This window comes from uncultured Halopseudomonas sp., from assembly GCF_963977355.1.
In the GTDB taxonomy this organism is placed as follows: Bacteria; Pseudomonadota; Gammaproteobacteria; order Pseudomonadales; family Pseudomonadaceae; genus Halopseudomonas.
The window spans coordinates 1-14,074 of record NZ_CAXBOV010000032.1; the positions used below are offsets into that span (position 1 = coordinate 1).

Annotated in this window: 15 protein-coding genes; 2 read left to right on the plus strand and 13 right to left on the minus strand. The window is 55.0% G+C overall.

Going from position 1 to position 14,074, the window contains the following annotated elements:
* Positions 1-134: 134 nt before the first annotated feature.
* The 6 genes from AAC076_RS15410 to AAC076_RS15435 all read right to left on the minus strand — a co-directional run bounded on the left by AAC076_RS15410 (position 135) and on the right by AAC076_RS15435 (position 3,442).
* A complete protein-coding gene (locus AAC076_RS15410) occupies positions 135-788 on the minus strand; it encodes a DUF4142 domain-containing protein (protein ID WP_339847352.1) in 654 nt (217 codons plus the stop codon).
* Positions 789-904: 116 nt separating this feature from the next.
* Positions 905-1,201: a hypothetical protein gene (locus AAC076_RS15415; protein ID WP_339847355.1), complete on the minus strand. Its 297-nt coding sequence runs from the start codon at positions 1,199-1,201 to the stop codon at positions 905-907.
* A 193-nt stretch (positions 1,202-1,394) separates the two neighbouring features.
* The gene (locus tag AAC076_RS15420; RefSeq protein ID WP_339847357.1) at positions 1,395-1,664 is read right to left on the minus strand and encodes a hypothetical protein; all 270 of its coding nucleotides are present in this window, start codon (positions 1,662-1,664) and stop codon (positions 1,395-1,397) included.
* A gap of 378 nt (positions 1,665-2,042) precedes the next feature.
* Positions 2,043-2,426 (minus strand): hypothetical protein, encoded by a 384-nt coding sequence (locus AAC076_RS15425; protein ID WP_339847359.1) that lies wholly within the window; start codon positions 2,424-2,426, stop codon positions 2,043-2,045.
* Positions 2,427-2,558: 132 nt separating this feature from the next.
* Complete coding sequence (locus tag AAC076_RS15430; protein ID WP_339847361.1) at positions 2,559-2,789, minus strand: hypothetical protein; 231 nt, start codon at positions 2,787-2,789, stop codon at positions 2,559-2,561.
* 227 nt (positions 2,790-3,016) lie between these two features.
* Positions 3,017-3,442, minus strand: coding sequence for a hypothetical protein (locus AAC076_RS15435; protein WP_339847362.1), 426 nt, complete (start codon positions 3,440-3,442; stop codon positions 3,017-3,019).
* 189 nt (positions 3,443-3,631) lie between these two features.
* Here AAC076_RS15435 and AAC076_RS15440 point away from each other — a divergent pair, with 189 nt between their 5' ends.
* Positions 3,632-4,351, plus strand: coding sequence for an FKBP-type peptidyl-prolyl cis-trans isomerase (locus tag AAC076_RS15440; protein ID WP_339847365.1), 720 nt, complete (start codon positions 3,632-3,634; stop codon positions 4,349-4,351).
* 480 nt (positions 4,352-4,831) lie between these two features.
* On the opposite strand, the gene AAC076_RS15445 is transcribed toward AAC076_RS15440, so the two are convergent.
* Together AAC076_RS15445 and AAC076_RS15450 are read right to left on the minus strand one after the other, a co-directional pair.
* A complete protein-coding gene (locus AAC076_RS15445) occupies positions 4,832-6,604 on the minus strand; it encodes an EAL domain-containing protein (RefSeq protein WP_339847368.1) in 1,773 nt (590 codons plus the stop codon).
* Between the two features lie 167 nt (positions 6,605-6,771).
* The gene (locus tag AAC076_RS15450) at positions 6,772-8,874 is read right to left on the minus strand and encodes a carboxy terminal-processing peptidase (protein WP_339847370.1); all 2,103 of its coding nucleotides are present in this window, start codon (positions 8,872-8,874) and stop codon (positions 6,772-6,774) included.
* A gap of 118 nt (positions 8,875-8,992) precedes the next feature.
* On the opposite strand from AAC076_RS15450, the gene AAC076_RS15455 reads away from it, so the two are divergent.
* Positions 8,993-9,934 carry an NAD(P)H-quinone oxidoreductase gene (locus tag AAC076_RS15455; RefSeq protein ID WP_339847416.1) on the plus strand — a complete coding sequence of 314 codons (942 nt, stop codon included), beginning with the start codon at positions 8,993-8,995 and terminating at the stop codon, positions 9,932-9,934.
* 74 nt (positions 9,935-10,008) lie between these two features.
* On the opposite strand, the gene AAC076_RS15460 is transcribed toward AAC076_RS15455, so the two are convergent.
* The 5 genes from AAC076_RS15460 to minC all read right to left on the minus strand — a co-directional run bounded on the left by AAC076_RS15460 (position 10,009) and on the right by minC (position 13,980).
* The gene (locus tag AAC076_RS15460) at positions 10,009-11,295 is read right to left on the minus strand and encodes a M18 family aminopeptidase (RefSeq protein ID WP_339847373.1); all 1,287 of its coding nucleotides are present in this window, start codon (positions 11,293-11,295) and stop codon (positions 10,009-10,011) included.
* A gap of 25 nt (positions 11,296-11,320) precedes the next feature.
* Positions 11,321-11,956, minus strand: a complete 636-nt coding sequence (locus AAC076_RS15465; RefSeq protein WP_339847376.1) for an RluA family pseudouridine synthase — start codon at positions 11,954-11,956, stop codon at positions 11,321-11,323.
* Between the two features lie 50 nt (positions 11,957-12,006).
* Positions 12,007-12,267: a cell division topological specificity factor MinE gene (gene minE, locus AAC076_RS15470; RefSeq protein ID WP_339847378.1), complete on the minus strand. Its 261-nt coding sequence runs from the start codon at positions 12,265-12,267 to the stop codon at positions 12,007-12,009.
* Entirely contained in the window at positions 12,267-13,076 is an 810-nt protein-coding gene (gene minD / locus AAC076_RS15475; RefSeq protein ID WP_339847380.1) for a septum site-determining protein MinD, read from the minus strand. Before minD ends, minE begins: the two co-directional genes overlap by 1 nt.
* A gap of 133 nt (positions 13,077-13,209) precedes the next feature.
* Positions 13,210-13,980 carry a septum site-determining protein MinC gene (minC, locus tag AAC076_RS15480; protein WP_339847383.1) on the minus strand — a complete coding sequence of 257 codons (771 nt, stop codon included), beginning with the start codon at positions 13,978-13,980 and terminating at the stop codon, positions 13,210-13,212.
* Positions 13,981-14,074 lie beyond the last annotated feature (94 nt).

Below are 14,074 nucleotides of genomic sequence, written 5' to 3' on the forward strand. Positions count from 1 at the left end.
GAATACCGGCCTGTCACGCCGGGGGTCGCGGGTTCGAGTCCCGTCCACTGCGCCATATTGCAAGCTGGAAGTTTCGGCTTCCAGAAACAAAAAAAGCGACCTAGGTCGCTTTTTTTGTGTCCGCTATTCAGCTATTACTCGCTTTTATTTTGAATTTCAGCGTCCAGAGTGCGAGCCTTCTCCAGGTGTTTTTCAAGGATCGGCAGGGTGTTCTTTGCGTACTGAGTTATTTTTCCCAGCTCGGTGGCTGCAGCGCGCTCAAACAAATCCAGTAGTTCCTGATGATCTGCCACCTGATTATTGGCAAATGCCTCAAGAAAGGAACCATCGTCCTTAACGCTTAAAACTATCGATTGAGCCCGATCGACCAGCGTGGCGGAGTCGGACATCTCAATCTGTTGGGCCTCGGCAAGTTCGGCCAACTCACGATTGAGTTGCTTGTGGGTTTCTACCAACTTTTGAGCGAATTGGCGAACCTCAGGGTTTGCGTCCGTGTTGGTCTCAGCCAGTGCTAATTCTGCAGCATCGATGATCGCGTGGTTTTTCTCGGTTGCCTCCTCCACAAAACTGACTGCGCTGATCCCCTTGGGATAATTGGGCTCGGTAACCAATCCTTCGCGGCTCGCGCTCCCTCCTTCTCCAGTGGTCCCTGGAGTGCCTGTAGGTCCAGTGGTGCGAGTGGTCTCGCCCATGCCTGCGCCAGTCACCTCGTCATCTGCAATCACTGGCATGGCGCTCATGCTGATCAGGACAGCTAGTGTGGTCACAATGTTAAGGGTCTTTTTCATATTTGCCTCTCTTCAGGCTTCAATTGTCAAAGCTGGGGTTCGTCACGCGTCCGTGGAACCCTGATCTAAAAAAAAGGGGTAGCCAGTGGCTACCCCTTTATCATGGAACCAGCGCTTTAGTAGCCGGGCTCATTTTCCGCATCCAAACCTACTTCAGGCTCGCCGGGAACGTCACGGTCGGTGCCGTCAGAGCCTGGACGGGCCTCAATGCCCATGCTTGTGTCGCTGCGATCACCCAACTCGTTTGCATCAGGAGTGGAGTTCATAGCCTTTTTCTCATCATGGTGCTCCGACATGGCATCGTGCTTCATGTCCTTGTCATGATCGCCGTGCATCTCTGCAACGGCAAACGGAGCTGCAACGCCCAAGGCGAGAGTAATAGCGGTAGTACCGATGATGTTTGAATATTTCATATATAGACCCTTTTATAAAATTGCCAGAGCAAACCTTCCGGGCAATCTTTTCCTGATGAAAAGTGTGTAGTCGCCTTTAAAAGAATAAAAAGGAAACTCCAGGTGGCGCGGAAGAAATGCGCTTAAAGTTCTGCTCGTTACTAGTCGGCGCCAAGCGAACACGCCGATAGGCCGATAGCAGAATATGTAATGCTTAATCTACGAAGTCGGTTTCGCCTGCAACCGGATCAATGTCAGGATTTTTTCCTGCATTGGGCGCACCTGGGACTGCACGGTTGGAATCATTTGGCAAAACCTCGTCTGAGGCTTCCTCGCGCATGGACTCAACATCGTTGTTGTTCATGCTAGTGTCTTTCTCCATCTCGTGTTCTGCTGCGCTGTGATCTGCAGCAAAAGCCGCTCCAGAGCCGGCGGCAATAGCGATAGAGAGCGCAGTGGTATAGAGGATATTTTGAAATTTCATACAATTCACCTTATCTGTTCGGTCTTTAACCTGGGTGTATCAGTTCTGATATTTCATCAAACTCATATTCATAGATCTGAGATTTTGGCGTAAGTTCCAATGACCTGTCTGGAGATGCAACAAGATGTATATAAGCCAGCTGGGTTATGGCGTTTTGAATATCTTCAATTCACTCCGCGCTAGAACCTCGCCCGTCAGCAGTTGCGCTGTACTGTTGAGCTGGTATTCGAGCGCTTTGCGGTACTGATCAATGGTCCCTGGTCAGATAGTACAGGTCGCCAGGCATCAAGATGGCAGGGGTGTAACACAAATCCGGTGATCTTGCTGTTGGATACAAACCGCTACCAGAGAGACAGGAAGTCCGTAGTTGCAGTTCTGCTAGTTCTCTGACTTTCCCTTTTCGATCTTGCGATTCTCCCAGAGGCTGGCATAGCGCGTTCTGTGGAGTTTGCCGAGAGTGTAAGTGGGGATCCTGTCCTTCTGGGCTGCCCGTAAAATTTCGCCACGTGGCAGTTCTCCATTTTGAATCAACAGGTCCAGCTTGACCCTATGGACGAACTCCTCGGGGTTCTGCAGGTCCTTGGGCACAGCTCGCCTGAAGATACCGAAGCGGGGTGATTCGACAATCAATACCAGATCGCCATTGGGCCTGGTCTCGGTAGAGGTCTTGAAATTGTAATCGCTCATACAGGGTTCATGCTCGAACTGTTCCGAGCTCTCGCCACCACCTGGATGATCCAGGTTGGGATTAGGGTCAGTCATTATAAAACTCCATCCGTAACATGAAGTAACTGACTCTATGCGCGTGACAAAATTCCCGGCGCCCGACGAACGGGTAAAGCGTGTTCAATCAAAACAATAATACTGCTCATGACGGATTCCAAAGACGGGGCGTCAGTTCCAGTTTTTGACCATGCCACGAAAATTCATTCCTGCCAGAGCAACTTGCAGGAATATCAGAGCCCAAGCTTGGGCGTACACACCCCATATCACCCACAGAACGTTGCTGGTCAGAAATACCCAGAAGCCTATTTCGCGTCGGTGCTTTACACCGGATCCGACCAGCCATGCCGCTGCGATGGTTACTAACATGGCAGGCCATTGGACCCAGTCAAGATATTGCATTGCGCTGACCCTAAACGATTGTAATTGTCCGATCGAAGGTCGTCGGAGATTCCATGAGATCGAGGGAGCCTTGAAGAAATTATTCAACCTTGATCCGCTTCTTCCTTTACGCCTTATTCTCCTTTTGGTGTGACCGACGCCCCACTTCGCTCACTGGAGAACGGATTAATTACAATTGAGCTTAGCGGGGGCCGAGAGGGAAAGTTATCTTGCTAATGCCTGCAAAATCACCAGAAACCAGGCGGATGCTGTTTCTCTGTCAGATAATCCAGATGTAGATCGAAAGCCTTGCTGAAGAAATGTTCCAGTTGGGTGTCGATAACCATGTCATTCAGGGCAGTAGGCTGTGTTTCCTGGCTCTCTTTAGTCTGGTCTCGGCCAAACTCCATTTCATGAATGACTTTCTGTCGGGCCTCATCGCCAATCAAACGGTAAATGCTGGGCGCTTCATCACTTGGAAAGCGTGCGCTGAGAATCAGCTCGGCAACAGCGTTTTCATTGATGCTCGAACTCATGGAGACCCATAAACCCTTGGCGTGGGCGAATTGCGCTGCCTGCTCGAAAAGAGGGCGTGCTTTCTCACTGAGTTTGAGATCCAGGCGCATTGTCACCGGCTGATGCTCTGCTGTTGAACCCTCATGGTCGTTGCTCATCTGCTGTTTCCTCCGATTAGATTCGCGGGATAGGATGGTTACGTTGGTAAACAAACTCCGGCTCGTCAATGCTACCGGTCTGAAGTACGCAACCCGCCCCCCATATGGTGTGGGTAGCTTGGCACCGATAGCCCTGTTAAGCTCGGATTTTTAACCCTGCCCGTCTGGGCGCGTCTATTTGAGGTGAGCATGAAGCGAAATCTGCTGGCAGCCAGTATTGCATTGAGTATCTTTGCCCTGGCTGGGTGTGAGAAGGAGCCTGAACTATCCGATCCGATTCAACAGGCCTCATATGGCATCGGTTTGAACATGGGCGAGAGTCTGATGAACGATGGCCTGGATGATATCGATCCTGAGGCTCTGGCTCTGGGCATGAAAGATGCCCTGGCTGGTGAGGAGTCGCGGGTAGCGGACGAAGACCTGACAGCTGCCTTTGAGGCCCTGCAGACCCGTGCGCAGGAGCGCGCTGCGAGCCTGGGTGAGGAAGCCGCTCAGGCTAATGTGGATTTTCTGGCAGAGAACGCCCAAGTCGAGGGTGTGGTAACCACCGACTCAGGTCTTCAGTACCAGATTCTTGAGGAAGGCGATGGCGAAGCCACTCCAGGCCCAGACGACGTTGTCACCGTGCATTATGAAGGCCGCTTGCTCGACGGTACTGTCTTCGATAGCTCTGTTAGCCGTGGTGAGCCCGTCGATCTGCCCGTCAGTGGAGTTATCCCCGGTTGGGTGGAGATTCTGCAATTGATGAATGTGGGCGATAAGTTCAAGGTAACCATTCCTAGCGAACTGGCCTACGGTGAAGCCAGCCCTAGTCCGGTGATCCCGCCGAACTCTATCCTGGTTTTTGAAATGGAATTGCTTGGCATCCAGTCCGACGAGCAATCTGAAGAGCCAACTGACGGAGAGTAGCGCTCACGGGTTCGCCCGTAACACTCCCGCAAGCCCCGTGTGACGGCATTCAACCGTTCTCGGGGTACTGAGTGTTACTCTTATGCACATTCCTCGGTAACACTCAAGCCTCTAATTTCAAGATCGTGCTGAATTTCCTCTTTGTGCATAACTATCTGATTTTAAAGGTTTTATGTCTTTGGTCAAAAAACATTCAGTTTATGATCAGCCCCAGCACTGCGGGGATGCCGAAGGTTTCCCAGTAGTTGTTAACAGACTTATCCACAGAACTTGTGGGTAACTCCAGTCTTGTGCGATCAGTCCAAAATCGACCATTAAATCGGTTCCGCGATTCTCCCATACCAGAGGATTCAGGATTCAACCGCACCTTTGCCTTTGTTCCTTTGCCGTACGGAGGCGTCGAGGCGATTATGCTCGAGCATGTGCCAATGCTGCTCGGGGCCGCAGACCTTCGTAGGTTGCAATTTGCTGCGGTGCCACTCAGAGAGCGACGACAACAGATGACGTACTCGGTTCTTCGCCCAACTCTCTGCAAACCAGACTGAAGCCCCTTGATTTCTTTGCTTCGTGTTTGGCATGGGAGGCCCTTTCAGCGAGCTCCGCCGGATCGGTCACGCTGTGGTTATTGGCAGGCAGGTGCAGCACTCCGACGGAGATACTCAGCAGATCGTGCTTTCGCCAAAGTCCCTCACGGTCCGGGGCGCCAAATCCACCGTCGGCCAGATGCTCAGGGCGATAGAAGTGGCGAGAAAGGCTCTGGAAGCGTTGGTCGAGAAGGTATAACCGGTCCTGCCAGTCGGCACTTCGCAGCACCAGCATGAAGTCGTCGCCACCGATGTGTCCGACAAAGTCGCAGCGTGGATCACAGATATCTCGCAGTACCTGTGCAAGCCCCAGCAATACTTCATCGCCCTTGCCGTACCCGTAGATATCATTGAAGGGCTTGAAGCTGTCCAGATCTACATAACACAGATGCGCTTCCTGCTTGTTGGCGAGCAAGCGGCCGAGGCATTCGTGAATTGGCACATTGCCGGGTAAAAGGGTCAGTGGGTTGGCGTGTCGGGCTTGTCTGATCTTCAGCTCGGTTATTTGCCTTAGAACATCAATGACACGACCCAGTCCCAGATAGTAGCCATCACTGACAATAATGAAGTCTTCGTCTAGGCGTTGGCGAGCTCGGCTGGTCAGTAAGCGGCTAATCCTCTGCAGACTCTGCTGGATGTCCACCACCAGACATTCTGTTTCCATCACTTGGCTTATGTGTCTGCGGTTCTGCACCTCTATGGCGTAGGGGCGCAGCATGGCCTGGGCGAGTTGGTGGCCATGTACCGTTCCGATCGGCCTGTTCTGGTTGTCCACTACTGCCAGGCTGTTAAGACTTGCCTGCTGCTGGAAACGGGCCAGAACGTTCTTCACAGTCTCGTCATGGCGCACGCTGTCTACCTTGATCAGCAGACTATGCAAGCCTGGTTCATCTGCTACACGCTGCTCGCTGGATTCCAGCTTTTCAATAATCGACTTGTGACAGGCTGGAGGGTGCGCCTCCGGGCGTCCCAGGAGATATCCCTGCACCCAGTCCACGCCCATGTCTTGCAGCACCTCAAGCTCCTCTGGAAGCTCTATGCCTTCGGCTATCACATGGGCGCGGGAGGCCTTGGCCATATCGAGAATAGAGCCTACAAACTCGCGCTTTACCCGGTCGATATGAATGCCGTCGATAAAGTGTCTGTCGATCTTGACGTACTCGGGGTGTAGCTCTGACCACATTCTCAAGCTGGAGTAGCCTGCACCCAAATCATCCAGCGCAATCGAAAAACCCATGTCCCGGTAGTGATGCAGAGCACTGTAGAGCAGTCCGAAATTATCGATTTGAGCTTGTTCGGTCAATTCTATAACGACCTGTTCCGGTGACATGCCGGCCGCTTCGAGCATCTTCAACGTCCTGCCGGGATAATGTTGCTGTTCGAGCAGGCTTTCGGGTGAGACGTTAAGAAAGAGCTTGCCAGGAAGTCGTTGCCGGCTGAAACCCTCTACGGCTTTCTGCCTGCACAGCATCTCCAGCTCAGTCAGTTTGCCGTGCTGCCGTGCTGCAGCAAACAGCACCATCGGAGAATGCAGCGAGCTATTGGAAGGGCCGCGGCTGAGGGCCTCATAGCCAATGATTCGTTGCTGCACAGTGGAAACAATGGGTTGAAACAACGCTGTGACGTAGCCGCCATGAATAATGTCCAGTAGCTTTTCCAGCGTGTTCATCAGGGCCTCCGGGGCTTGGTTGGGGCGCTAGCGCAAAGTAATGCGGTGCCCATGCAAGCGACAATTGTGTGCCGGAGTTGTTACAGAAAGGTTACGGAAAGGTTGTGTAGAGGAGCCCCTGACCGGTGCTTCGACGTCGTTTTTCGAAGCACCGGACTCTGGTGATTTCAGCCAGCGTGAGCCAGTTGATGCTGCAGCTCAAGGAGGTCAATGAGGATCTTGCCGGTTTCCGTCAGAAAAGCATCGTCTTTCATTTCATCCTCGTCGACGCCGGCCATAGCGGGAGCAATGTCGGCGAGCGGATCATCAGTTTCGAGTTCGGTCAAAGGCTTTTCGCCGCGGGCTTCGCGCCGCTTGTTCTCAAGCAGAAGCAGACTTTCATCAAAGGCTTCCTGCTGCTCCCTGCGCTTGGTCTCATTGAGAGGCAGATATTTGCGCTCCTCAATACTGCGGTTCAGATCCAGTCTGGCCAGAGTGTAGGAAAACTCGGGATCGATGGCAGCGCGTAATTCGTGACGTGAAGCCAGCTGCTTGATGAACGGCGCCAGATGGCCATCGGCGTTGTATCTGGCTGGTGGGATAGTATCCCAGGGCAATGCACCAGGCAGGTTGCTTTCGCCTATGTCGGTGGTTGCCAACAGGGAAGGGTAATGGATGTCAGGTACCACGCCTCGATGTTGGGTGCTCTGGCCTGATACCCGATAAAACTTGGCCAAAGTCAGCTTCAGTTCACCGTGATTCAGTGGCTGGATCGATTGTACGGTTCCCTTTCCAAAGGTGGGCTCGCCGATCACCAGTGCACGGCCATAATCCTGCATGGCACCGGCAAAAATTTCCGAGGCTGAAGCAGACAAGCGGTTGACCAGAACGGCCATGGGGCCGGTGTAGGCGGTACCCGACTCAGGATCGTCCAGCACTTGCACATCTCCCTGGGTGTCGCGCACCAGGACAGTGGGGCCCCTATCGATAAACAGACCAGTAAGCTCGGTAGCTTCCTGGAGCGAACCGCCACCATTATTACGTAAATCAAGCACGATACCGTCGACGTCCTGCTTTTGTAGCTCGCTCAGCAGACGACGTACATCCCGTGTGGTGCTGGTGTAGTCATCATCGCCGCGTCTATAAGCTTTGAAGTCGATATAGAAGTTGGGTACCTGGATGACGCCGACACGCTGCGTATCCTCACCGTCGCCAAATTCGAGTACAGTGGATTTCGCTGCCTGGTCTTCGAGTTTGATTTCCTCTCGTACCAGCGAGACCGTTCGGGTCGACAGGTCAGTGGGTGGGTTGCTGGCAGGAATGACCTCAAGACGCACGTCCGAGCCCTTGGGCCCTCGAATCAGCTTCACAACTTCACCCAGACGCCAGCCGACTACGTCGACCATTTCGTCCTTGCCCTGCGCTACTCCAATAATGCGATCGGCCGGGGCCAGTTGCTGACTCTTGGCAGCCGGGCCTGCTGGCACCAGGCGAGTGATCTTGGTGTACTCATCGTCGCTTTGCAGTACTGCACCTATACCCTGCAGAGAAAGACTCATGTTGATATCGAAGTTTTCCGCGACCTCCGGCGACATGTACTGGGTATGAGGGTCGTAGACCTGCGTGAAGGCATTCATGTAGCCCTGAAAAATGTCTTCACTCTGAGTCTGTGACAGCCGAAGTCTTTGGCCCTTGTAGCGTTTGCCGAGCATTTCTTCGATGGCTTCCATGTCACGACCGGCAAGCTTCATGCGCAGCACTTCATCTTTTATCTGTTTGCGCCACAGTTGAACCAGCTCGTCGTCATCGGCTGACCAGGCGGCTTCTTCGCGATCAATCAGGATGTTCTGATCAGTGGAAAAGTCCAGTGTATCGACACCCTCGTCGAGCAACTGTTGAGCATAGGCCAGACGCTGGTCGAGGCGATCCATCTGGCGTTTGTAAATGGCAAAGCCCACGCTCAGATCCCCTGCGGGTAGAAGATTGTCCAGGCTGTAACGGTAGCGTTCGAAAATCGCGATGTCAGCAGCGGTGAACAGGCTGCGCTGGGGGTCGAGTGCCTTTACATAGCTATCAAAGATATCGCTGGATAGCTCATCGTTCAGACGCAGTTTGTTGTAATGACTGAGCCTCAGTAGCTCTACAGTCTGCAAGCTTGCGAGCATCTGCTCAGGTGTAGGCTGCAGGCTTTCAAGATCGAGGGGCTCACGCTGTTCGGCCGCCAGAGCGCCAAAGCCCATGGCAAACAGCACAACGAAACAGGTGGTGCGCAGAAAATGTGGTCGTTTCATCAGGAGTGGTCACGTCCGGGGAAGGGAATTGTTCGATTGCAAGTTTAGGCTCGATAGGTGAATCTTGGTTCCCATCTTTAATTAGCTGATATTTCACTATGGAGGCACTGTGAGAGGATTGCAAGCCGAGGGCGGTACGCTGCAATGGCGTGAACAGCCCGCAGTAGAGCTTACGACAGGTCAGGTTCGGGTCGCTATAAAGGCATCCGGACTGAACCGTGCGGATTTGTTACAGAAGGGCGGCATGTATCCGCCGCCTCCCGGTGTGACTCCTGTCCTGGGGTTGGAATGCGCAGGGGAAGTGACTGAGGTAAGCGGTACGAGTCGCTGGCAGGTTGGCGATCGTGTCTGTGCACTGTTGGCCGGTGGCGGGATGGCCGACGAAGTAGTGGTTGATGGTCGTCATCTGCTACCGGTGCCTGAGGGTCTGGACTGGGCAGAGGCGGCTGCGATCCCTGAAGTCTTCAGTACAGCCTGGCTCAACGTATTCGAGCTGGGTGCGGCCCAGCCGGGAGAAAAGGTTCTGATTCATGCAGGTGCCAGTGGTGTGGGCACCGCCGCGGTTCAGCTATGCAAGGCGCTTGGTAATCCCTGCTGGGTGACCCTGGGCAGTGAGGAAAAGCTGCAAGCCTGCAAGGCGCTGGGTGCTGTCGGAGGTGCATTGCGACAAGATGGTATCGCTTCGCTTCAGTCCGAAGGTCCCTTTCAGGTCGCACTCGACCCGGTCGGGGCAACCTATGCAAGCGATCACCTGGATCTGCTTGGTGTAGACGCTCGCTGGGTACTGATTGGCTTGATGGGAGGGCGCGATGCCAAGCTTGATCTGGCAAAAATGCTCATGAAGCGCATCACGCTGGTGGGCTCGACGTTGCGCACGCGTGACGCCGATTATAAAGCCGGTCTGCTGGCGCGTATGGAGGAGCGACTCTGGCCGCTATTCGCCGAGGGTAAACTCAAGCCCATCGTCGCGAAAACCTTCACTTTCGACGAGGCCGAAGAAGCCTTTGCCGAACTTGCAGCCGACAAGATAGTAGGCAAGGTCATACTCGTAAAAGAGTAGGGCATCTTCAAGCTCAGGCCCGCCGGGTTAAACCGGTGGGCCTTGCTCTAGGTATTCCGGCTTGTGGGCTGCGCTCAGACAAGCTGGTTAGCGTTGTAAAACTGCGTCAAAACCCGGATCAGATATTCGGTATCCCGGCTTCCGGCCATTTCTCGAATCGAGTGCATGGCAAAGGTCGGAACGCCGATATCCACGGTGCGTACCCCAAGGCGGCTGGCCGTGATCGGTCCTATAGTGCTGCCACAGCCCATGTCGCTGCGTACCACAAAACTCTGTACTGGCACCGCTGCTTTGGCACATAGCTCCCGGAAAAACGAAGAGGTCTCGCTGTTGGTAGCGTAGCGCTGATTGCTGTTGATCTTGATCACCGGCCCCGCATTCAGACGTGGGCCATGGTTGCCATCGTGCCGATCGGCAAAATTGGGATGCACCGCATGGGCGTTGTCCGCGGAAATCAGCACCGAGTTCTGGATCGTGCGGATACGCGCACTTTCATCAGGGATAACGCGCTTGAGCACATCCTCGAGAAAGGGACCATCCGCGCCGCAGGCTGAACTTGAGCCGACCTCTTCGTGGTCAGTGCAGACCAGCATGCAGGATTGGCCGAAGCTGCTATGTGTCAGCGCGGTCAGGCCAGCGTGACAGCTGAGCAGATTATCCAGGCGCGCCGAGCTGAAAAAATCCCCGCGAAGGCCCAGCGTGCTGGGTGGTTGGGTATCGTAGAAGCTCAGTTCGTAGTCCAGTACCTGCTCCAGGCTGCAGTTCTCGTGTTCCTGCTCGAGCTGACTGCGCAGTAGTTCCCTCAGGTCCTGCGCCGGCTCCAGGCTGTGCGCCAGCACGGGGGGCAGATCGGTCTGTGCATTGATCGACAGGCTGTCGTTGACCCCGCGATTGAGGTGAATCGCCAGGCTGGGGATGGTCGCAATGGGCCGGCGAAAATCAACCAGACGGCTCTGCAGCTCACCGTCAGCTGTGCGGAATGTCACCCGGCCGGCCAGAGACAGATCGCGATCGAACCAGGGCGCCAGTAGGACCCCGCCGTAGACTTCCACACCGAGTTGCCACAGGCCCTGCTGGTTGAGCTCAGGCTGCGGTTTGACGCGCAAACAGGGGCTGTCGGTATGCGCGCCCACCAATCGAATACCGCTCTCCAGCTGCCCCAGGGTAAAGGCAATCAGGGAGGATCCGTTGCGCGTTACCAGATACCGGCCATTGGGCTCCAGCTGCCAGTCAGCTCTTTCGTTCAGTTGTTCGAAGCCCGCCGCAAGCAGGGTTTCTACCATGTTACGGGTAGCGTGAAAGGGTGTAGGTGAAGCCTGGATAAAATCGGCAAGCTGCTGGTTGGTAGCGCTATGTGTCATGCGTAAACTCCTTGGCAGCGGACTGTCAGAACGGCGCTGGACTATCAAATGTCATGGGTACACCCGTCTCCGGGTGGCTCAAGCCCAGTCGGGCCGCATGCAGGGCCAGGCGTGGACATGCGTCCAACGCAGACCCGTGGGCGTAAAGCTGATCGCCAAGCAAGGGATGACCGATGGAAAGCATATGCACCCTCAATTGGTGGGAGCGACCGGTAATGGGTGTCAATTCCACTCGGCAATACTCGGGATGGCGCTCGATAACTTGCCAGAACGTTTGCGCATGCTTCCCCAGTTCGTGGTCGACAACATGCCTTGGCTTGGTAGGTGGATCATAGCGCAATGGCAGGTTGATTTGACCCGTTTCAGTGGCGGGCTGGCCCCAGCACAGCGCGATATACCTCTTCTCGGTCTCACGGTCATGGAACTGGCGCGACAATTCCCGGTGACTATCGGCATTTCGACCCAGGACCAGCAAGCCCGAGGTCTCCCAATCGAGTCTGTGCACAATGCGCGCTTCGGGGTAGCCGTTGTCTTGCAGGCGGGTGATCAGACAGTCCTTGTTGTCCTCTGCGCGACCAGGCACGGAGAGCAGCATCGAGGGTTTGCACACGACGAGAAAGGCAGGATCCTCATGCACAATCGTGATATCGCTAAGGGGCATGGATGTACCAGGCAGTAGCAGGGACGCCTCGTCGAGGCGTCCTGCGGGGGTCAAAGACGTTCGGGTAGCGTGATGTTGAGTTCAAGGATTGAACAGTCGTCCTGATTCTCCAGCGCCACATGTACCTGTTCACGGTCAATTTTCACGTACTTGCTGATCACATCGATAATCTCCTGCTGCAGTTGCGGGAGGTAATCGGGTTGAGTCCGCTGGCCACGTTCGTGGGCAACGATGATCTGCAAGCGCTCCTTGGCCATGGAAGCCGTGGTGGTTGGCTTCTTGCGGTCTCTGAAGTAGTCAAAAATGCTCATCACCGACCCCCGAACAGGCGCTGCAAAAGGCCTTTCTTTTCAGCTTCGAGGAAACGGTGCGGAACGTCCTCACCGAGCAGGCGGGCTACGGCGTCGCTGTATGCCTGGCCTGCATCGCTGGTGTCATCCATGATGACCGGAACGCCCTGGTTGGAGGCTTTCAACACCGCCTGCGACTCGGGAATGACACCCAGCAGCGGGATCGAAAGAATATCTTCCACGTCGGTTACCGAGAGCATCTCGCCGTTCGCCACGCGGGCTGGGTTGTAGCGGGTAAGCAGCAGGTGTTCGCGGATCTTTTCGCCTTTTTCTGCGTGCCTGGATTTGCTTGCGAGGAGGCCGAGCATACGGTCCGAGTCCCGCACGGAGGATACTTCCGGGTTTGTCACCACCACGGCCTCATCGGCAAAGTACATGGCCAGGTGTGCGCCTTTCTCGATACCTGCAGGAGAATCACAAACGATGTAATCGAAGGTTTCTTTCAGCTCGTTGAGCACGCGCTCGACGCCTTCTTCGGTCAGCGCGTCCTTGTCACGGGTCTGTGAAGCCGGAAGGATGAACAACTTTTCGCAGCGCTTGTCCTTGATCAGGGTCTGGTTGAGATTGGAATCACCATTGATCAGGTTGACGAAGTCATAGACCACCCGGCGCTCGCAACCCATGATCAGGTCAAGGTTACGCAGGCCGACGTCGAAATCGACGATAACAGTCTTGAATCCGCGCAGGGCGAGCCCGGTACCGATGGCTGCGCTGGTAGTGGTCTTGCCAACTCCGCCCTTGCCTGAGGTGACGACAATAATCTTAGCCAAAGTGACCTTCCTGTCCGATAAAATGAGTGGTTTGAATGCGCCATAACCGCGCTTAGCGATAGGCCCGGGAGATGCCGAGTGATGGCTCAAGGCTCCGGTTTGCGGGCAACTGCTGATGGTTGCACAGTATCAGTCATAGGGCCGCTATCTTCAAGCTGTCACCCTCCAGACAAACATGGACCGCGTTCTTCCACAGAGATTCCTTGCGCAGATCTTCAGCTACCTTGTAGTGCCCGGCAATGGAGACCATTTCAGCCTCCAGGGACTGGCAAAAAATCCGTGCCTGGGTATCGCCGCGCACCCCGGCCAGTGCGCGACCGCGCAGGGGTCCGTAGACGTGAATATTGCCGTCGGCCAGCAACTCCGAACCTGCGCTGACAGGCGCCATTACGATCAGGTCCCCGCCAGGTGCGTAGACCTGCTGGCCCGAGCGAATAGGCTGAGTAATGATCTTGTTCTGCCCAGAAACAGATGGAGGCTCAGGCGTGTCAGGCTTGCTGGCCGGTGTCTCTTGCGGCGCCGTCATGTCATCGGCTGCCGGCACATCTACCGCGCGGTCCCTACCGCGACCCGGAGGCATAAGCACCAGCCCGCTTTGCTGGGCCAGGGGTCTAAAGTTTTCACCGCCACGCAGAGCTACAGGCAGCAGTCCATGGTTGCGACATATCTGCAGTAATCCGGCCAGGGTGCTGACGTTCATGTGGGCGTCGAGCTTTTCCAGGCTGAGAACCACCGGGGTATCGCGAAACAGGTTCGGGGCCTGTTTGGCCTTGTCACCAAGCTGACGGGCAAACCGGCCAGTATCCAGCCGGATCACTTCGATCACCGTAACAGTCAGCATGCCACCCTTTAGATTGAACACAGGGTCGTTATCCAGCAGGTCGAGATTGGTATCAACAGTCATTTCAGATCCACACAGCACGGTTTGTGGGCACACTTATATAGATTGGCCGCGCTGATCGCAAGCAGTGCGCCCCTTGGGTAGAATGCAGCTTTCC

What these genes read in the sequence shown, in the direction of transcription:
- AAC076_RS15410 (WP_339847352.1), bottom strand. Translation starts at nt 788, where the DNA reads ATGAAAAAGACCCTTAACATTGTGACCACACTAGCTGTCCTGATCAGC.
- AAC076_RS15415 (WP_339847355.1), bottom strand. Translation starts at nt 1,201, where the DNA reads ATGAAATATTCAAACATCATCGGTACTACCGCTATTACTCTCGCCTTG.
- AAC076_RS15420 (WP_339847357.1), bottom strand. Translation starts at nt 1,664, where the DNA reads ATGAAATTTCAAAATATCCTCTATACCACTGCGCTCTCTATCGCTATT.
- AAC076_RS15425 (WP_339847359.1), bottom strand. Translation starts at nt 2,426, where the DNA reads ATGACTGACCCTAATCCCAACCTGGATCATCCAGGTGGTGGCGAGAGC.
- AAC076_RS15430 (WP_339847361.1), bottom strand. Translation starts at nt 2,789, where the DNA reads ATGCAATATCTTGACTGGGTCCAATGGCCTGCCATGTTAGTAACCATC.
- AAC076_RS15435 (WP_339847362.1), bottom strand. Translation starts at nt 3,442, where the DNA reads ATGAGCAACGACCATGAGGGTTCAACAGCAGAGCATCAGCCGGTGACA.
- AAC076_RS15440 (WP_339847365.1), top strand. Translation starts at nt 3,632, where the DNA reads ATGAAGCGAAATCTGCTGGCAGCCAGTATTGCATTGAGTATCTTTGCC.
- AAC076_RS15445 (WP_339847368.1), bottom strand. Translation starts at nt 6,604, where the DNA reads ATGAACACGCTGGAAAAGCTACTGGACATTATTCATGGCGGCTACGTC.
- AAC076_RS15450 (WP_339847370.1), bottom strand. Translation starts at nt 8,874, where the DNA reads ATGAAACGACCACATTTTCTGCGCACCACCTGTTTCGTTGTGCTGTTT.
- AAC076_RS15460 (WP_339847373.1), bottom strand. Translation starts at nt 11,295, where the DNA reads ATGACACATAGCGCTACCAACCAGCAGCTTGCCGATTTTATCCAGGCT.
- AAC076_RS15465 (WP_339847376.1), bottom strand. Translation starts at nt 11,956, where the DNA reads ATGCCCCTTAGCGATATCACGATTGTGCATGAGGATCCTGCCTTTCTC.
- minE (WP_339847378.1), bottom strand. Translation starts at nt 12,267, where the DNA reads ATGAGCATTTTTGACTACTTCAGAGACCGCAAGAAGCCAACCACCACG.
- minC (WP_339847383.1), bottom strand. Translation starts at nt 13,980, where the DNA reads ATGACTGTTGATACCAATCTCGACCTGCTGGATAACGACCCTGTGTTC.